This window comes from Saccharopolyspora gregorii (assembly GCF_024734405.1).
GTDB classification, from domain to species: Bacteria; Actinomycetota; Actinomycetes; order Mycobacteriales; family Pseudonocardiaceae; genus Saccharopolyspora_C; species Saccharopolyspora_C gregorii.
Map to the genome: position 1 here is coordinate 466,140 of NZ_CP059556.1, position 18,401 is coordinate 484,540.

Genomic DNA, 18,401 nt, shown 5'->3' on the forward strand with positions numbered 1-18,401 from the left:
TTCTCCGGCATGGCCTGCGGCCCGGACCGGGTGCGGGCGTTCCTGGCCGCCACCGCGCACACCGGGGTGGCGGAGCGCTCCGCGGTGTACTGGGCGGGCCGGGTGACGTTGTGCTCGGATCCCGCGGACCTGGCCCGCTACGACGCCGCGTTCGCCGCGTGGTTCGGCGGCGCCGCGCCGCGGCCGCGGGCACCTGCCGCGCCGCGCCGGGCCCGGATCGCGCCGCTCGAACCGGGGGAGCGGCAGGAGTCCGGGGAGGCCGAACCGGTGCGGGCCGCGGCCGCCGACGAGGTGCTGCGGCACCGGGACCTCGCCGACCTCGGCGAGGCCGAGCGCGAACACCTGCGCCGCCTGCTCGCGGCCGTGCGGCCCGATCCGCCGGACCGGCCGGCGGCGCGATGGCGCCGGGCGCGGCGCGGTCCGCTGGACGCCCGGGCGACGTTGCGGGCGGTGCTGCGCTCCGGGGGCGAGCCGCCGCGGCTGGAGCGCAGGCGTCGCGGCCGTCGGGCCCGCCGGGTGGTGCTGCTGGTCGACGTGTCCGGGTCGATGGAGCCGTACGCGGACGCGCTGCTGCGGTTCGCGCACGTGGTGGTCCGCCGGGCCCCGGCGAGCACCGAGGTGTTCACGCTCGGCACCCGCCTCACGCGGGTCACGGCGCAGCTGCGCGGACGCGACGCCGAGCGGGCGTTGCGGGCCGCCGCGGCGGCGGTGCCGGACTTCTCCGGCGGCACCCGGCTCGGCGAGGTGCTGCGGGCCTTCCTGGACCGGTGGGGGCGGCGGGGCGCGGCGCGCGGCGCGGTCGTCGTGGTGTTCTCCGACGGCTGGGAGCGCGGTGATCCGGCGCTGCTCGGCGAGCAGCTGCGGCACCTGCGGCGGCTGGCGCGGGCCGTGATCTGGGCGAACCCGCACGCCGGGCACGGCGAGTACGCGCCGGTGCAGTCCGGGATCGCGGCGGCGCTGCCGCACTTGGACGCGCTCGTACCGGGGCACAGCCTCGGCTCGTTGCAACGGGTGTGGGCGGAAGTTGTCCGCCTGGGTGGGAATGCGACGGCCGTCCGGGGTGCTGAGATGGCCATGACACGGCGAGGTGCAGCGGAGGTGGGCCGTGCGTGACGTGCTCGACGAGGTGTTCCAGCGGTGGGAGTCCGGGGAGTCGGTCGGCCTCGGCACGGTGGTCGCGACCTTCCGGTCCGCGCCGCGCCCGCCCGGGGCGTCGATGCTGGTCACCGAGGGCGGTGAGGCCGTCGGCAGCGTGTCCGGCGGGTGCGTGGAAGGAGCGGTGTACGAGCGGGCGACCGCGGTGCTCGACGGCGAACCGGCGGCGCTGCAGCGCTACGGCGTCAGCGATGACGACGCGTTCGCGGTCGGGTTGACCTGCGGCGGCATCCTCGACGTGTTCGTGGAGCGGGTGGACCGCGACTCGTTCCCCGACTTCGACGCGGTCGCGAAGTCGGTGCGCGAGGAGGAACCGGTGGCGGTCGCGACCGTCGTGGACCATCCCGATCCGGCTCGGGTCGGCGCGCACCTGCTCGTGTGGCGGGAGCGCACGCAGGGCGGGCTCGGCGAGGCGCGGATCGACGACGCGGTCGCCGACGACGCCCGCGGCATGCTCGCCAGCGGTCGCAGCGGCGTCCTGGAGTACGGGCCGCAGGGGCAGCGGCGCGGCGAGGGCATGCGGGTGTTCGTGAACGCCTTCGAACCGCCGCCGCGGATGCTGGTGTTCGGCGCGATCGACTTCGCCGCGGCGATGGCCCGCATCGGCTCGTTCCTCGGCTACCGGGTGACGGTGTGCGACGCGCGGCCGGTGTTCGCCACCCGCTCCCGGTTCCCCGGGGTGGACGACGTGGTCGTGGACTGGCCGCACCGCTACCTCGCGGCGGAGGCGGAAGCGGGCCGGCTGGACGCGCGGACCGCGGTGATGGTGCTGACGCACGACCCGAAGTTCGACGTGCCGGTGCTGGAGATCGCGCTGCGGCAGCGGCTCGGCTACGTGGGCGCGATGGGTTCGCGGCGCACCCACGACGACCGGATGCTGCGGCTGCGGGAGATCGGGGTCCCGGAGGCGGACCTGGCCCGGTTGTCCTCGCCGATCGGCCTGGACCTGGGGGCCCGCACCCCGGAGGAGACGGCGGTGTCGATCGCCGCCGAGCTGATCGCGCTGCGCTGGGGCGGGCTCGGCGCCCGGCTCACCGAGACGGAAGGACCCATCCACCGCTGACGGGCGTGCGGGCCGAGTACGGGGAGACGGACTTCGTCGCGGTCGGGTTCGGCGCGACCCCGGCGGGCACGGCGGGGTTCAGCAACGTCGTGGTCGAGGGGGCCGGGGAGCCGTACCCGCGGCTGCCGATCACGAGCCTGCGGATCGGCACCGTGCAGCCGACCCCCGACGGCGTCCTGCTCTGAGGCCGGGGGCGGTCGTCCCGTTCGGGGCGACCGCCACCCGCGCGCGAGCGTCCGGGTTGCTCGCGGAGGGGCGGCGTAGCAGGCTCGGTGGATGTGACCCCCGTCACTCGAACGGGGTTCGCGTTTCCCGAACGCCCGCGCTCCCGCGGCCCGTCCTCTGGAGGCCCGATGCCGCGCATCACCGTCAACGTCGACGGCACCGACCACACCGACGACGTGGAGCCCCGAACCCTGCTCGTGCAGCACCTGCGGGAACGGCTCGGCAAGGTCGGCACCGTCGTCGGCTGCGACACCAGCAACTGCGGCGCCTGCACCGTCCACCTGGACGGGCAGAGCGTCAAGGCCTGCTCCGTGCTGGCGGTGCAGGCCGACGGACACCACGTCACCACGATCGAAGGGCTCGCCCGCGACGGCGAGCTCCACCCCTTGCAGCAGGCCTTCCACGACGCCCACGCGCTGCAGTGCGGGTTCTGCACCCCCGGCATGATCATGCAGGCGCTGGACCTGCTCGCCGAGACGCCCGACCCGGACGAGCAGCAGGTCCGCGAAGGCCTCGAAGGCAACCTGTGCCGCTGCACCGGCTACCAGAACATCGTCCGGGCCGTCCAGGACGCGGCGCGGCGGATGCGCCCCGGGGCCGGGCCACCGCTGGAGCAGGACGCCCCGCGGCAGCGTACGTCCGCCGAGACCCGGACCGAGGTGGGGCGGCCATGACCTCCACCGCCGAACCGGAACTCGGCCGCGCCCGCAAGCGCAAGGAGGACGCCCGCCTCATCACCGGGCGCACCCGCTGGACCGACAACATCGCGCTGCCCGGCATGCTGCACCTGGCCGTGCTGCGCAGCCCCGCCGCGCACGCCCGCATCGCCTCCATCGACACCGAGCGCGCCGCGAAGATGCCCGGCGTCCGCGCCGTCCGCACCGGCCGCGACCTCGCCGCCGTCCAGGGCAGCCTGCCGTGCGCGTGGCCGATCACCCCGGACATGAAGGCGCCGCAGGCGCCGTCGCTGGCGGTGGACGCGGTGCACTTCGCCGGGGAGGCCGTCGCCGTCGTCGCCGCCCGCAGCGCCGCCGAGGCCCACGACGCGCTGGACGCGATCGACGTGGACTACGACGACCTGCCCGTGGTGCTCGACCTCGACGCCGCCGCAGGCGCGGATTCCCCGCTGGTGCACGAAGAACTCGGCACCAACCGCAGCGCCACCTGGACCTTCGACTCCGCCGAGGCGGGCACCGGCGGTGACGTGGAGCGGGCCCTCGCCGAAGCCGAGGTGCGGATCGACCGGACCTTCCGCCAGCAGCGGCTCATCCCGGCGTTCATGGAACCCCGCTCCGTCGTCGTCGACCCCACCGGCGACCAGTGCACGATGTGGTCGGCCACCCAGGTCCCGCACATCCTGCGGCTCATGCTGGCGACCACGCTGGGCGTGCCGGAGCAGCGGATCCGGGTGATCGCGCCGGACGTCGGCGGCGGGTTCGGCGGCAAGCTCCAGGTGACCCCGGAGGAGATCATCACCTTCCTGCTGGCCCGCGAACTCGGCGTGCCGGTGAAGTGGACCGAATCCCGCTCCGAGTCGATGGTCGCCGCCCACCACGGCCGCGACCAGGTGCAGCGGCTGTCGCTCGCCGCGCGCCGCGACGGCACCGTCACCGGGCTGAAGGTGGAGCTGCTCGCCGACATGGGCGCCTACCTGCGGCTGGTCACCCCGGGCGTGCCGATCCTCGGCGCGTTCATGTTCAACGGGATCTACAAGTTCCCGGCCTACCACTTCAGCTGCACCACCGTGTTCACCAACAAGACGCCGACCGACGCGTACCGGGGTGCCGGGCGGCCGGAGGCGACCTTCGGCATCGAGCGGATGATGGACGAACTCGCCGCCGAGCTCGGTGCGGACCCGCTGGAACTGCGGCGCAAGAACTGGATCGAGCGCGACGAGTTCCCGTTCGACACCGTCTCCGGGCTGACCTACGACTCGGGCGACTACGCGGCGGCGACCGACGAGGCGGTGCGGCTGCTGGGCTACGCGGAGCTGCGCGCCGAGCAGGCCGAGCGCAGGCGGACCGGTGCCGCGGTGCAGCTGGGCATCGGGGTCTCCACGTTCACCGAGATGTGCGGGCTCGCCCCGTCCCGGGTGCTCGGGTCGCTGTCCTACGGCGCGGGCGGCTGGGAGCACGCGGCGATCCGGGTGCTGCCCACCGGCGGGGTCGAGGTCGTCACCGGCGTCTCCCCGCACGGCCAGGGCCACGAGACGGCGTGGAGCCAGCTGGTCGCCGACCGGCTCGGCGTGCCGTTCGAGGACGTCGCGGTGCTGCACGGCGACACGCAGACCTCGCCGAAGGGCCTGGACACCTACGGTTCGCGGTCGCTCGCCGTGGGCGGCATGGCGGTGGTCGCCGCCGCCGACAAGGTGATCGAGAAGGCGCGGCGGATCGCCGCGCACCTGATGGAGTGCGCCGAGGACGACGTGGAGTTCGAAGCGGGCCGGTTCGGCGTGCGCGGCACCTCGCGGAGCACCGCGTTGGGCGAGGTGGCGCTGGCCGCGTTCGCCGCGCACGACCTGCCCGAAGGGGTCGAGCCCTCGCTGGACGCCGACGCCACCTTCGACCCGGAGAACTTCTCGTTCCCGCACGGCACCCACCTGTGCGCGGTCGAAGTGGACACCGAGACGGGCCGGGTGCGGATCCGCGAGTACGCGTGCGTCGACGACGTGGGCACCGTGGTGAACCCGCTGATCGTGGAGGGCCAGGTGCACGGCGGGCTCGCCCAGGGCATCGCGCAGGCGCTGTACGAGGAGGCCGTGCACGACGAGAGCGGCACCCTCACCACGGCGACGCTCGCCGACTACCTGGTGCCCTCCGCCGCGGACCTGCCGGAGTACACCACCGGCCGCACCGAGACGCGGGCGACGTCGAACCGGCTGGGCGTGAAGGGCGTCGGGGAGGCGGGCACCATCGCCTCCACTCCGGCGGTGGTCAACGCGGTGGTGGATGCGATCCGCCACCTCGGGGTGACCGACGTGGAGATGCCGTGCTCACCGCAGCGGGTGTGGCGGGCGATCACCGGGGCGCGCGCCTCCGGCGCCACCGCACCGGAACCCGGCGGCGGCACGGGTTCGATGAACCGAGTTCCAGGAGGCGACCGATGATCCCGGCGGCGTTCGACCACATCGCACCGTCCACCGTGGAGGAAGCGGTGCGCGCGCTGCGGGAGGCCGGGGACGAGGCGAAGGTGCTCGGCGGCGGGCAGAGCCTGCTGCCGGTGCTGCGGATGCGGCTCGCCGACCCGCAGCTCGTCGTCGACCTCGGCCGCATCCCGGAGCTGCGCGGCGTGCGGGAGGAGGGCGGCACCGTCGTCATCGGCGCGATGACCACCCACCACGACGTGCTCCGGGACCGGCTGGTCCGCGCGCACCTGCCGCTGCTCGCGCAGGCCACCCGCACCGTCGCCGACCCGCAGGTGCGCCACCGCGGAACGTTCGGCGGGGCCCTCGCGCACGCCGACCCGGCCGGGGACCTGCCCGCGCCCGCGCTGGTGCTGGACGCGGAACTGGTGCTCGCCGGGCCGGACGGGCGGCGGACCGTTCCGGCCGCCGAGTTCTTCACCGACCTGTTCACCACCGCCCTGGAACCGGACGAGCTGCTGGTGGAGGTGCGGCTGCCGAAGTGGACGGGCTGGTCGGCGCACTACGAGAAGTTCAACCGGGTCGCCCAGGCCTGGTCGATGGTCGGCGTGGCCGCCGCGGTGCGGGTGGACGGCGGCGCGATCGCCGAAGCCCGCGTCGGCCTCACCAACATGGGGCCGGTGCCGATCCGCGCGTTCGGGGTGGAGCGGGCGCTGGTCGGCGCCCCGGCCGAAGCGGATGCGATCCGCCGCGCCGCCGAGCTCGCCACCGAGGGGACCAGCCCCGCCGCGGACGCGAGCGCCGACGTGGACTACCGGGAACACCTCGCGCAGGTCCTCACCGGACGAGCGGTGGCCGCGGCCGCCGGGGTGTAGGAATGGACGGGCCGGTGCGCCCGGCGCGCACCGGAACCCGGGTGCCCGGCGGTGCGCGCGGGGTCGGTCACCGGCCGCCGAGCTCCGCCCCGCACGTCGTGCGGCGATCTACCAGGAGGGCCTGTCCCGTGCAGATGCAGCACCACTTCACCGTCCCGGTCCCGGTCGACGTGGCCTGGCCGGCGATCATCGATCCGGAGCGGGTCGCCCCGTGCATGCCCGGTGCCACGCTCACCTCCGCCGAGGGCGACCGCTTCACCGGCTCGGTGAAGGTGAAGCTGGGCCCGATCTCCTTGCTGTACAAGGGATCCGGCTCGTTCCAGGAGGTCGACGAATCGACGCGGCGGGTCGTGATCGACGCGGGCGGCAAGGACGCCAGGGGCAACGGCACGGCGGCGGCGACGGTGACCGTGACGCTCACCGAGGAGGACGGCCGCACCTCGGCGGCGGTGGACACCGACCTGAAGGTGACGGGGAAACCGGCGCAGCTGGGGCGCGGCCTGATGTCCGAGGTGGGCGGGAAGATCCTGCACCAGTTCGCGGCGAACCTGGCGCGGAGCCTGACCGGGCAGGACGCGGCGGCGTCCCAGACCGGTGGCGGGCGGAGCGGCGCCGGGGAGGGCCTCGCGGCCGGCTCCGGAGCCCGGCCCGCCGCGCCCGATCCCGGCGGCACGACCGGGGAGGACGAGGCGTCCCGCACCGGATCGGACGGCCCGGACCGCTCGGACCCGGGAGCGGGGCCGCGCCGGTCGCCGGACCGCTCCGGCCACCAGGGCAACGGCGAACGGCCCCCGGGCCGCGCGGGACGGAACCCGGCGTGGCGGGTCACCTCGCCCGCCGCCGCGGAGCGGACCGCGCCCGCCGACGCGGTGGCCGCCACGACCACCGCCGTGCGGGGTTCCGCGCACCGGGCGGACGCCGTGGTCACCGGCGGTCCGGCGCCGTCGGAGGAAGCCATCGACCTGCTCGGCGCGGCGGGCACGCCGGTGTTCAAGCGCGCGCTGCCGGTGGCCGCCGCCGTGGCGACCGCGGCGCTCCTGCTGCGCGCCCTCCGCCGCAGGCGTGCCCGGCGGTGAACCGCGCCGCGCCGCTGGTCAGCGGCGGGTGCGGGTGCCCGCGCCGACCACGCCGGCCAGTCGCGTCCAGCCCAGCGCGGTGTAGAGGTGGCGGCCCTGCCTGCTCGCGGTGAGCAGCCCGGTTCCCGCGCCGAGGTGGACGGCCTCCCGCGCGAGCGCGCTCATCAGCGCCCCGCCCAGGCCGCGCCTGCGGTGCGCGCGGTAGGTGGCGATGTTGTGCGCCACGGCCACGTCCCCGTGCACCACCATCACGCCGTGCGCGGCGGGATCCCCGCGTTCGTCGGTGATCCGGGCCGCGAGCACCGGGCCCTCCCGGTCCAGCTCCACGGCGTACTCCGGGGCGGCGTCCCGCCGCGGGTGCGCGGCCAGGTCGGTGCGCATGAAGTGCTCGCGCGCGGGCGCGAGCCGGAGCCCTTCCGAGCTGAGCACGTCCTCGACGGCGGCGGGCGCGGTGGTCGGCACGGTCAGCCAGTCCGAGTGCGGTGATCCGGCGACCTGCGCGGCGTGCAGGCGTAGCGAACCGGGGTCGCCGTCGGCGTCGAGCACGATGCTCTCCAGGTGCCTGCCGGGCTGGCCGGACAGCACGTGCAGCGCACCGTCCGCCTCGTCGGCGGGGTCGAGCCCGCACGCCACGCCCCACCCGTGCTGCCACCGGCGGACCAGCTCGGCCAGCGGGGGAGAAGTGCGTTCCATGCCGCTAGCCAACCACCGCGCCGCCACCCCGGCTCGGAGGGCTGGTCACCGCGACGCGAGCAGCGCGTGCACCCGCACCAGGCGGTCCAGCCAGCGGCGCTGGTCGTCGGCGGTGGGCGTGGCCGCCGCGACCCGCGCCGGGTCGGGCTGCGGAGCGCGGCGCGGCACCGGGAGCACCCCGCCGCGCGGCACCAGCGAATCGCTGACCACGTCGCCGTCGAGCAGCGACATGGTGCCGAGCCCGCAGGCGAACGGCAGTTCCGGCAGCGCCCCGGCCAGCGCGAGCTGCGCGGCGAGCCCGACGCTGCTCTCGACCGCGGAGGACACCACGCAGGGCAGGCCGCACGCCTCGGCGACCCGCAGCGCCCGCCGGACCCCGCCGAGCGGCGCGGCCTTGAGCACGGCCACGTCGGCGGCCTCGGCGACCGCGACCGCCAGCGGATCTTCGGCGCGGCGGATGGACTCGTCGGCGGCGATGCGCACCTGCACCTTGCGGCGGACCGCGGCGAGGTCCTCGATCGTGGGGCTCGGCTGCTCCACGTACTCCAGGCCGCCCGCGGCGCGGTCCAGCTCGGCGATGCGGGTGATGGCGGTGTCCACGTCCCAGGCCGCGTTCGCGTCCACCCGGATCGCGGCGGACGGGCCGAGCGCGTCCCGGACCGCGGCGACCCGGTCCAGGTCCTCGCCGGGGTCCTGGCCGCGTTCGGCGACCTTGACCTTCGCGGTGGTGCAGCCGGAGGCGGCGGCGATGGCGTGCGCCCGCTCGGCACCGACCGCGGGCACGGTGCAGTTCACCGGGACCTCGTCGCGCACGGGTTCCGGCCAGTCGCCCGCGCAGGATTCCAGGGCGGCGGCCAGCCACGGCACCGATTCGGCGTCGGTGTAGTCCTCGAACGGGCAGAACTCGCCCCAGCCCGCCGGGCCGCCGAGCAGCACCCCGTGCCTGCGGGTGATGCCGCGGAACCGGGTGCGCATCGGCAGGCCGTACACGCGGACCGCGTCGAGCTCGGCCAGGCTGATCGTCGCCCCGTTCGCGGTCATGTTCGTTCCTTCCGCTCGGCCGTCACCACGGCGTCCTGTCGCGCACATCGTCCTGCCGGTGCCACGTGCGAGCAGCGGGACGCACGTGCGATGACGTCGTGGGCGGTGCAGGTGTTCCCGCACCGGTCACGACGCGACGCACCGGCCACCCGCGGGGGCGGCCGGTGCGAACGGGATCCGGCGCGTCAGGCGACGCTGGGGCGGCCGAGGTCGAACACGTCGACCTCGAACCGGGCCCACTGCTGGCGCAGCGCGGTCACCCCGTTGTCGAGGATGTAGTTCAGCTCGCCCAAGGTCACCGGCAGCAGCGTGTACACCTGCAGCTGCTCGACGCCCTCGGGATCGGTGAAGCGGGTGAACTCCGGCGGGAACAGCGGATGCCCGCTCGCCAGCACCCCGTAGAACTCGGTGTCCGGCAGCAGCGGGGCCTCGTTCGGCACGATCTGGTCCGGCACCAGGTGCGTGCCGCTCTGCACCAGCAGCTCCGACGTCACGTCCACCAAGTGGCGGGCCGCTTCCGCCTGCTCCTTGTAGACGGTGCACGCCAGCTCCTGCGCCGGATCCGCGCCCAGCGGCTGGAACCGCAGCCCGGAGCTGATCACGGTGCTCAGGTGGTACTGCTCCAAGTGGAAGAACACCAGCCCGTAGCCGCGGTTCTCGCCGCGCACGTTGGGCGGCTCCGCGGCCGTCGGGGTGCCCGCGTGACGTTCGAGGTTCTCCGCCAGCCCGATGAACCGGTGCGCACCACCCATCGCGGTGTTGTGCTTCTCGGTGGTCATCCGATCTCCAGTGCTGCGTGTGCTGTCGCAACGGTAACCGGTGCCGCGAAGGGCACGGGCAGTTTCACCGACGACGACGAAAATACGACCTCGCTCCGCGGCGTCGGCGGCGGGTACCGCAACCGATCGGCCGTCCCGCGACGCTCGTGGTCCCCGGCCTCAGCCGCCATGCGGACCGACGTCCGGCAGGGCCGGACCGAGCAGGTCGTCGGCGTCGACGATGCGGTAGGCGTAGCCCTGCTCGGCGAGGAACCGCTGCCGGTGCGCCGCGTAGTCGGTGTCCAGGGTGTCGCGCGAGACCACCGAGTAGAAGTGCGCCTGCTTGCGCTCCGCCTTCGGCCGCAGCAACCGGCCGAGCCGCTGCGCCTCCTCCTGGCGGGACCCGAAGGTGCCGGACACCTGCACCGCCACCGAGGCCTCCGGCAGGTCGATGGAGAAGTTCGCGACCTTCGAGACCACCAGCCGGGAGATCTCGCCGCTGCGGAACGCGTCGAACAGCTTCTCCCGCTCCTTGTTCTTCGTGGAGCCCTCCACGATCGGCGCGTCCAGCGCCTCGCCGAGCTCGTGCAGCTGCTCCAGGTAGGCGCCGATGACCAGCGCCGGTTCGCCCGGGTGCTGGTCGAGGATGGCGCGCACCACGGGCGCCTTGGTGCGGGCGGTGGAGCACAGCTTGTAGCGCTCCTCGGCCTCGGCCGTCGCGTACCGCAGGCGCTCCTCGTCGGTGAGCGTCACCCGCACCTCGACGCAGTCGGCGGGCGCGATCCAGCCCTGCGCCTCGATGTCCTTCCACGGCGCGTCGAACCGCTTCGGCCCGATCAGCGAGAACACGTCGCCCTCGCGGCCGTCCTCGCGCACCAGGGTGGCGGTGAGGCCGAGGCGGCGGCGGGACTGCAGGTCCGCGGTCATCCGGAACACCGGCGCGGGCAGCAGGTGCACCTCGTCGTAGACGACGAGGCCCCAGTCGCGGGAGTCGAACAGCTCCAGGTGCTTGTACTCGCCCTTCGACTTGCGGGTGATCACCTGGTAGGTGGCGATGGTGACCGGGCGGATCTCCTTCTTCTCCCCGGAGTACTCGCCGATCTCCTCCTCGGTCAGCGAGGTCCGCTCGATGAGCTCCCGCTTCCACTGCCTGCCCGCGACGGTGTTGGTGACCAGGATCAGCGTGGTGGCGCCCGCCTCGGCCATGGCGGCCGCGCCGACGAGGGTCTTGCCCGCGCCGCAGGGCAGCACGACCACGCCGGAGCCGCCCGCCCAGAACGACTGCACCGCTTGGCGCTGGTAGTCGCGCAGGGTCCAGCCGTCCTCGTGCAGTTCGATGGGGTGCGCTTCGCCGTCCACGTAGCCGGCGAGGTCCTCGGCGGGCCAGCCGATCTTGAGCAGCAGCTGCTTGAGCCTGCCGCGCTCGCTGGGGTGCACCGCGACGGTGTCGTCGTCGATGCGCGCGCCGAGCATCGGCTGGACCTTCTTGTTCCGCAGCACCTCTTCGAGCACCGCGCGGTCGAGCGAGGCCAGCACCAGTCCGTGCGCCGGGTCCTGGGCGAGCTGCAACCGGCCGAACCGGCCCATCGTCTCGACGATGTCCACCAGCAGCGGCTGCGGCACCGGATAGCGGGAGAACCGGACCAGCCCGTCGACCACCTGCTCGGCGTCGTGCCCGGCGGCGCGCGCGTTCCACAGCGCCAGCGGCGTGATCCGGTAGGTGTGCACGTGTTCGGGGGCGCGTTCCAGCTCGGCGAACGGCGCGATGGCGCCGCGGGCCTCGTCGGCCTGGGCGTGATCGACTTCGAGCAGCAGGGTCTTGTCGGACTGGACGATGAGCGGTCCGTCGGTCACGGGTGCGGCTCCTCGGGCTGGGCGGTTCTTTGCGCAGGTGGATCGGCCTGCGGGAACAACGGCTGGGCCGGGCACCAGTATTCCACCGCCCCCGGTGGCGCCCCGGTGCGGCGTCCGCGATGTCGGAACCGAACGGTTCAGGAAACGTTTCCGCCGGTTCCTGCGTGGACCGCGGGGCCGTCGGCTAGGTTTCGCTCGGACGTAGATCATTTAGGAGTTGTGTCTTCGTGAGCGTTCCGCCGCAGGATCCGCACTCGCCGGTCCAGCCGTCGGGGTCGTCGCCGGAGTGGGGGCGGCCGGGCGGGCACCCGCAGGTCGCCCAGGGCCGCCCGCGGGGGTTCTCGTCCCAGCCGGACGAGCAGCACCCCGGCTGGCAGGACCACGACTGGCGGACGCACGGCTGGCCGGACCACGAGGACCGCGGCGACCACGGGGACCACGAGGGCCACGGGGACCGCGCCGACCGCGAGGACCACGAGAGCCACGGGGACCGCGCCGACCGCGGCGACCACGAGGACCCCGGCGGGCCGGCTCGGGCCTGGCCGGAGCAGGGGCGGCGGTACGGGAGTCTGCAGTACGGCGGCCCGCTGCCCGGGTTCACCCCGCTCGAACCCGCGCCCGGCCCGCTCCTGCCCGGCCAACTCCTGCCCGGCCCGCCGCACCTCGCGCCCGCCGGACCACCGCCGAAGCGCAGGCGCGGCCTGCTCGGCGCCGCCCTCGGCTGCGGGGCGCTGCTGCTGCTCGGCGTGGTCGGCACCTTCGTGCAGTCGCAGGTCGGCATGGCCGAGGCCGCCCCGCAGGTGGGCGAGTGCGTGGCCGTCACCGACGACTCCGAGCGGACCTTCGCCTACGAGATGACCGCCTGCGGCACCGCGGACTCCGACCACCGGATCGTGCAGGTCCAGCACGGCGGCGCGAACTGCGACGGCGACTACTCCGAGATCACCCGGGCCGGCACCCGGCTCTGCCTCATCCCGGACGTCGTCGTCGGCGACTGCCAGCGGGTACCCGGCGCCGACAGCGCGGGCGCCACCATCCCGACCGGCATCGACACCAAGGTGCCGTGCGGCAGCCCGGCCGCCGACGTCCAGGTCGTCGGCGCCGCCGACACCACCGCGGGCGAATCGGCCTGTCCCGAGGGGACCGCGAACTACTCGGTGTTCACCGCCCCGCCCAAGACCTTCTGCTTCAAGCTGACGGACTGAGCCTGGACCGGTGCGCGCCGGTGTGCTGGGCTGGTCCGGACGTCGAGCCGGGAGGTCGGGGATGGGTGAGCGGACGGTCCGGGACGTCACGCGGGACCTGCTGCGCGAACTGGGGCTGACCACCGTGTTCGGCAACCCCGGTACCACCGAGGTCCCGTTCCTCACCGGCTGGCCGGACGACTTCCGCTACGTGCTCGGCCTGCAGGAGTCCGTCGTGGTCGCGATGGCCGACGGGTACGCCCAGTCGCGGCGGGCGCCGGTGCTGGTGAACCTGCACTCGGCGGGTGGCGTCGGCCACGCGCTGGGCTCGGTGTTCACCGCCTACCGCAACCGCACCCCGATGATCCTCACCGCCGGGCAGCAGACCCGGACGCTGGTGTTCGACGAACCGTTCCTCGGCGCCACCGACGCGGCCACCTTCCCGCGGCCGTACGTGAAGCACAGCTGCGAACCGGCGAGCGCCGCCGACGTGCCCGCCGCGATCGCCCGCGCCCACCGGCTGGCCACGACCGCGCCGCAGGGGCCGGTGTTCGTCTCGATCCCCGCCGACGACTGGGACCAGCCCGCCGCCGACGTCCCGGCCCGTCCGGCCACCCCGAACCCGGCACCGGACCCGGCGGCGCTCGCCGAGCTCGCCGCCGCCCTCGACGGCTGCGCGCGCCCGGCGTTCGTCGTCGGCCCGGCCGTCGACCACGAAGGGGCCGTGCCGGAACTGGTGGAGCTCGCCGAACGCACCAGGGCCGCGGTGTGGGTGGCTCCGCTGTCGGCGCGCTGCTCGTTCCCGGAGGACCACCCGCGGTTCGCCGGTTTCCTGCAACCGGAACGACGGCTGCTGGCCGCCGAGCTCGCCGCCCACGACCTGGTGGTGGTGTGGGGCGCTCCCGCGTTCACCTACCACGTGTACCGGGGCGAGGCCGTCGACGAGCTGCCCGAGATGTTCCTGGTGCACGACGACCCCGACGTGCTCGCCCGCGCCCGCCGCGGCCGGGGAGTGCTGGGTTCCGTCGCGCACGCGGTGCGCCGCGTCGCCGAGCTCGCCGGGGCCGGGCAGTGGCGGCCCGAACCGGAACCGTGCGCCCAGCCCGCGCGGCCGGAGCCCGCGACCCCGCTGCCCCCGGCGTACGTGCTGTCCCGGGTGCGCGCGGCCTGGCCGGCGGACGCGGTGGTGGTGGAGGAGGCGCCGAGCCACCGCAACGACCTGCACGAGCACTTCCCGATCACGTCCCGCGACGGCGGCTTCTTCGCCTGCGCCTCCGGTTCGCTGGGCTACGCGATCGGTGCCGCGGTGGGGGCCGCGATCGCCGACCCGGCCCGGCCCGTGCTGGCGCTGCTCGGCGACGGGTCCAGCATGTACGGCATCCAGGCGGTGTGGTCGGCGGTGCGGGAGCAGGCGCCGGTCACCTTCGTGGTCCTGGACAACGCCCGCTACGCGGCGGTCGCCGTGCTCGGCGCGGCCGGTGGCGGGCGCAAGCTGCCCGGGGTGGAGCTGGGCGGCACCGACTTCGCGGCGCTGGCCCGCAGCCTCGGCTGCCCGGCCGAGACCATCCGCACCCCGCAGGAGCTGGACGCGGCGCTGGCCCGCACCGAGGACGGCCCGCGCCTGCTCCACGTCCACGTGGCCGCCGAGCAGCGCCACCTCTACTGAGCTCGTCGGCCGGGCGCCTCCGCGAGGTCGCCGGGGTGGTCAGCCCGCGGCGCGAGCGGTGAAGAAGCCGCCGGGAGCCGCGGCCCGCTGCGCGAAGCGGTCCCCGATGCGCAGGTGCGCGGCGGTGTCCGGGTGCAGCTCGTCCGGCAGCGGCAGCTCCGCGTAGTCCGCGGGGCCGTAGAGCTCCTCCCCGTCGAGGTACCGCAGGTTCGGGTCCGATGCCGAGCGCTGCCGCACGATCCGCGCCAGCTCGTCCCGCACCACCCGCAGCGTCAGCTTCCCCTGCGCCCGCTCCGCCGGATCCCCGGTGGCCCGGAACCTCAGCACCCCGGTGCTGAGGTCCACCGCGCCCGGCCCCGGCGTGTCCTCGTGGATGGGGCAGTGCAACGGCGAGATCACCAGCAGCGGCGCGTCCGGGTGCCCCTCCCGGATCGTGTCCAGGAACCCGTGCACCGCGGGGGTGAACGCGCGCAGCCGCATCAGGTCCCCGCCCACCAGGTTGATGCCGAACTTCACGCTGAGCAGGTCCGCCGGGGTGTCGCGCATGGTGCGCGCGGTGAACGGGTCGAGCAGCGCGCTGCCGCCGAACCCCAGGTTGATCAGCTCGACGCCGCCGAGCAGCGCGGCGCGCACCGGCCAGGTCGAGGTGGGTTCGGTGGCGTTGGACCCGTGGCTCAGCGAACTGCCGTGGTGCAGCCACACCGGTCGGCCGCGGTCGGCGGCGGGCGCGACGGGGGCGTCGGTGCGCAGGGCGACGAGTTCGGTCATCTCGTTGTGCGGCAACCAGATCTCGACGTCCTTGTCCCCGGCGGGCAGCCCGGTGAAGCGGGCGGTGCCGCTGGGCCCGGGCTGCACGTCGGCGGTGCCGGTCGCCGGGTCGAGGATCATCCGGTCGCCCTCCGGCACGGTGGTGCGGGCGAGCAGTTCGCCGTCGACGAGCAGGTCGTAGCAGCCGTCCGGGCGGGGCGGGGCACCCGCCATGCCGCGCTTGGTGGGCGTGGTCTCCAGCTCGATCGCGGTGGCGGCGGTGCGGAAGACCAGCCGCACGCCCGCGGTCTCCGCTTCGACCATGGACAGCTGCGGGTCGGTGTACTGCTCGCGGGCCCAGCGGGGCAGCCGGTGCGGCCGCAGCCCGCGCTCGGTCGGTTCCAGTTCGAGGGCGCCGCGCAGCAGTTCGGCGGTGAGCGGGGTGGTGGTCCAGCCGGTGTTCATCGGGTGTGGTCGCCTGCCTGTGGATCGCTTCGGCGCGCCGGGCCCGGCGCGCGTCCATCTTCCAGTTCCGCGCAGCGCGGTGCCACGCCTTTTTTGGCGCGCCGGCGCCTCGGACCGGTCGGCGGTCAGGGGTGGGCGGCGATCATGGTCCCGGCGTCCAGCGGCCGGTCCAGGAACCCGAAGCGGTGCATCAGGTCGGCGACCCGCTGCACCTGCGCCCCGTCCGGCACGGTGTGGAAGTCGACCAGCTTCGTCTCGGCGGCGACCTCCGGCGAGATCCGGGCGATCTCCGGCAGCAGCGGCTCCACCACCCGCCGGTCCCGGGATTCCAGCGTGGCGCGGGTGAGGCCGCGCTGGAACGCGGCGAGCGTGCGCGGGTTGTCCCGCACGAACCGGGAGGTCGCCCCGTACCCGCTCAGCGGCAGCCGTTCGGCGGGGCCGACCGCGGCGTCGAACAGGGTGCGGGCGCTGCCCTCGCGGGTGGCGACGGTGATGAAGGGTTCGGTGAGCAGCGCCGCGTCCAACCGGCCCTGCGCCAGCGCCGCGGGCATGTTCGGGAACGACATCGGGACGAGCCGCACGTCCCGACCGGCGACCCCGCGGGTGCTCAGCCCGGCCTTCACCAGCAGTTCGGAGACGGTGCCGATGGCGCTGACGCCGATGACCTTCCCGGCCAGTTCGGCGGGATCGCGCACCGGGGAGTCCGCCGGGACCACGACGACCGCCGTGCCCGGTGCGGCGGCCCCGGAGTCGGCGACGATCCGCAGGTCGGCGGCGCCGCGGGCGTGCGCGGCCAGCAGCGGGACGTAGCTGCTCAGCGCGACGTCGTAGTCGCCGCCGATGAGGCTGCTCAGCGCGGCGCTGCCGTCGGTGGCCGGGATGATCTGGACCTCGAGGCCCTCGTGCTGGAAGTAGCCGCGCCGCACGGCCAGCGCCAGCGGCGCGTACTCGGTGGTGGGCAGCGTCCCGACCCGGATGGTGGCCTGCTCGACCTTGTCGTTGGCGCCGCTGACCCGGCTGCCGCCGAGCAGTCCGCAGCCGCCGGTGGCGAGCAGCGCGGCCGATCCCGCGGCGGCGAGCAGTCCGCGCCGGGTCGTTGACCGTCCGAGTGGTCGAGCAGCGGACATGGCCGGGCCTCCTCGCCGGGGCGGGGGAACCGGGGCCGGACAGCGATTCGCCGGCGGCCCGCCCCGGCCGCCGGCGATCCGGCTTCAGCTGACTAGCGGTGCGCGATCACGCGCCACCGGTCGGATTGTCCTCGAACGGCGGCGGCTGGACCAGCATCTGCGCCACATCGATGTGCTTGTCGATCTGGCCGAAGCGCTGCATCAGGTCCGCGACGCGCTGCAGCCGGGCGGCGTCCATCGAGGTGGGGATCTTGCCGAGTTCCACGATCGGCGCGAGCTCCGGGCTGATCTTCGCGAACTGCGGCAGCAGCGGCGTGACCTCGGCCCGGTTCTGGCCGGTGACCTGCGCCTTGTGCACGGCCCGCTGGAAGGCCTGCAGCGTGTTCGGGTTCTCCTCGGCGAACTTCGCGGTGGTCATGGCACCGGCCACCGGGAAGTCGGCGGTCCCGCCCGAGAAGGCGTCCATGATGGACACGGCGCCCGCGTTCTTGGCGGCCTGGGTGATGAACGGTTCGGTCATCACCGCGGCGTCGATCTGGCCGTTCTGCAGCGCAGGCAGCATCTCCGGGAAGCCGAAGCGCACGAACTGGTCGTCGGAGACGTCGATGCCCCGGTCCTGCAGCGCGGCCTTGGTGCCGATGTCGGTGATGGCGCCCGGCGCGCTGTAGGCGATCTTGGCGCCGGCGAGGTCCTCCGGCTTCTTGATCTTGGAGCCGGGCAGCACCATGATGTTCATCGTGTTCGGCACCGAGATCATCATCTCGCTGATGATCTTCAGGTCGGCGGCGCCGGTGGCCTGGGCCTTGATCGGCGCCGTGTAGCTGCCGAGGCTCACGTCGTTCTGCCCGGAGATCAGCGAGGTCAGCGCGGCCGGGCCGTCCGACACCGGCTGCACCTTGACGGTCAGGCCCTCCTCGGCGAAGTAGCCCTTCGCCTGCGCCACCGCGATGGGGGCCTGGGACAGCGCGGGCAGCGAGCCCACCACGACGGTGGTCTTCTCCAGGGTTCCGTTGCCGCCGTCGCTCGCCCCGTCGGACCCGCTGAGCAGACCGCAGCCGCTCAGGGCGAACGTCGAGACGCCGATCGTGGCGATGGACAGCAGCGCGCGAACGACGCGCCGCCGGGTTCCACGTGGTGCGGATCCGGTCGGTCTGCTCGGCATGCGGGGGTGCCTCCTCGGGCGAGCGATGTGGAACGGTGAACGAAGCTAGCCGAGCGGGGTGGCGCCGGAAGCCCACGTCAGGCCTGCATAACAGGCTGCAATAGGATTGGAATCGCACTTACCCGAGCGTGTCAAGGTGATCTAGTGCCTGGTGACCAAACGTAATTGCATCGGGTCTCGGCGTAGTCCCGTGCCGCTCGATGACGGCTTTTCTCGTATTTGAGGGAA

General features: G+C 74.4%; 16 protein-coding genes. 9 read left to right on the top strand and 7 right to left on the bottom strand.

Features of this window, described 5'->3' with window-relative positions; all coding sequences use genetic code 11:
* Positions 1-9: 9 nt before the first annotated feature.
* The 7 genes from H1226_RS02105 (at position 10) to H1226_RS02135 (ending at position 7,476) form a co-directional block, all read left to right on the top strand.
* Positions 10-1,113, top strand: a complete 1,104-nt coding sequence (locus H1226_RS02105; protein ID WP_258349321.1) for a vWA domain-containing protein — start codon at positions 10-12, stop codon at positions 1,111-1,113.
* Positions 1,106-2,218, top strand: a complete 1,113-nt coding sequence (locus H1226_RS02110) for an XdhC family protein (RefSeq protein WP_258345414.1) — start codon at positions 1,106-1,108, stop codon at positions 2,216-2,218. The genes H1226_RS02105 and H1226_RS02110 overlap by 8 nt, the downstream gene beginning before the upstream one ends.
* Before the next feature lie 5 nt (positions 2,219-2,223).
* The gene (locus H1226_RS02115; RefSeq protein ID WP_258345415.1) at positions 2,224-2,403 is read left to right on the top strand and encodes a hypothetical protein; all 180 of its coding nucleotides are present in this window, start codon (positions 2,224-2,226) and stop codon (positions 2,401-2,403) included.
* A 168-nt stretch (positions 2,404-2,571) separates the two neighbouring features.
* The gene (locus H1226_RS02120) at positions 2,572-3,117 is read left to right on the top strand and encodes a (2Fe-2S)-binding protein (RefSeq protein ID WP_224960030.1); all 546 of its coding nucleotides are present in this window, start codon (positions 2,572-2,574) and stop codon (positions 3,115-3,117) included.
* The gene (locus H1226_RS02125) at positions 3,114-5,549 is read left to right on the top strand and encodes a xanthine dehydrogenase family protein molybdopterin-binding subunit (protein ID WP_258345416.1); all 2,436 of its coding nucleotides are present in this window, start codon (positions 3,114-3,116) and stop codon (positions 5,547-5,549) included. The genes H1226_RS02120 and H1226_RS02125 overlap by 4 nt, the downstream gene beginning before the upstream one ends.
* On the top strand, positions 5,546-6,400 hold the full coding sequence (locus tag H1226_RS02130) for an FAD binding domain-containing protein (protein WP_258345417.1): 855 nt from the start codon (positions 5,546-5,548) through the stop codon (positions 6,398-6,400). Before H1226_RS02125 ends, H1226_RS02130 begins: the two co-directional genes overlap by 4 nt.
* Positions 6,401-6,534: 134 nt before the next feature.
* Positions 6,535-7,476 carry an SRPBCC domain-containing protein gene (locus tag H1226_RS02135; RefSeq protein ID WP_373690056.1) on the top strand — a complete coding sequence of 314 codons (942 nt, stop codon included), beginning with the start codon at positions 6,535-6,537 and terminating at the stop codon, positions 7,474-7,476.
* A gap of 18 nt (positions 7,477-7,494) precedes the next feature.
* On the opposite strand, the gene H1226_RS02140 is transcribed toward H1226_RS02135, so the two are convergent.
* From H1226_RS02140 to H1226_RS02155, 4 genes are all read right to left on the bottom strand, one after another.
* Positions 7,495-8,169, bottom strand: a complete 675-nt coding sequence (locus H1226_RS02140; protein WP_224960025.1) for a GNAT family N-acetyltransferase — start codon at positions 8,167-8,169, stop codon at positions 7,495-7,497.
* Between the two features lie 45 nt (positions 8,170-8,214).
* Positions 8,215-9,210 (bottom strand): o-succinylbenzoate synthase, encoded by a 996-nt coding sequence (locus tag H1226_RS02145; protein WP_258345424.1) that lies wholly within the window; start codon positions 9,208-9,210, stop codon positions 8,215-8,217.
* Positions 9,211-9,395: 185 nt separating this feature from the next.
* Complete coding sequence (locus tag H1226_RS02150; RefSeq protein ID WP_224960023.1) at positions 9,396-9,989, bottom strand: suppressor of fused domain protein; 594 nt, start codon at positions 9,987-9,989, stop codon at positions 9,396-9,398.
* 159 nt (positions 9,990-10,148) lie between these two features.
* Positions 10,149-11,822 (bottom strand): DNA repair helicase XPB, encoded by a 1,674-nt coding sequence (locus tag H1226_RS02155; RefSeq protein ID WP_224960022.1) that lies wholly within the window; start codon positions 11,820-11,822, stop codon positions 10,149-10,151.
* Positions 11,823-12,049: 227 nt separating this feature from the next.
* On the opposite strand from H1226_RS02155, the gene H1226_RS02160 reads away from it, so the two are divergent.
* Both H1226_RS02160 and mdlC read left to right on the top strand, forming a co-directional pair.
* Entirely contained in the window at positions 12,050-13,027 is a 978-nt protein-coding gene (locus H1226_RS02160) for an LppU/SCO3897 family protein (protein WP_258345429.1), read from the top strand.
* A 61-nt stretch (positions 13,028-13,088) separates the two neighbouring features.
* Positions 13,089-14,672, top strand: coding sequence for a benzoylformate decarboxylase (gene mdlC, locus H1226_RS02165; RefSeq protein ID WP_258345436.1), 1,584 nt, complete (start codon positions 13,089-13,091; stop codon positions 14,670-14,672).
* Positions 14,673-14,711: 39 nt separating this feature from the next.
* Here the strand turns inward: mdlC and H1226_RS02170 are convergent, their stop codons facing one another.
* From H1226_RS02170 to H1226_RS02180, 3 genes are all read right to left on the bottom strand, one after another.
* Positions 14,712-15,884 carry a GDSL-type esterase/lipase family protein gene (locus tag H1226_RS02170; RefSeq protein WP_224959045.1) on the bottom strand — a complete coding sequence of 391 codons (1,173 nt, stop codon included), beginning with the start codon at positions 15,882-15,884 and terminating at the stop codon, positions 14,712-14,714.
* 125 nt (positions 15,885-16,009) lie between these two features.
* Positions 16,010-17,011, bottom strand: a complete 1,002-nt coding sequence (locus tag H1226_RS02175) for an ABC transporter substrate-binding protein (RefSeq protein WP_225044371.1) — start codon at positions 17,009-17,011, stop codon at positions 16,010-16,012.
* A 106-nt stretch (positions 17,012-17,117) separates the two neighbouring features.
* Positions 17,118-18,173, bottom strand: a complete 1,056-nt coding sequence (locus H1226_RS02180; protein ID WP_258345437.1) for an ABC transporter substrate-binding protein — start codon at positions 18,171-18,173, stop codon at positions 17,118-17,120.
* Between the last annotated feature and the right edge of the window lie 228 nt (positions 18,174-18,401).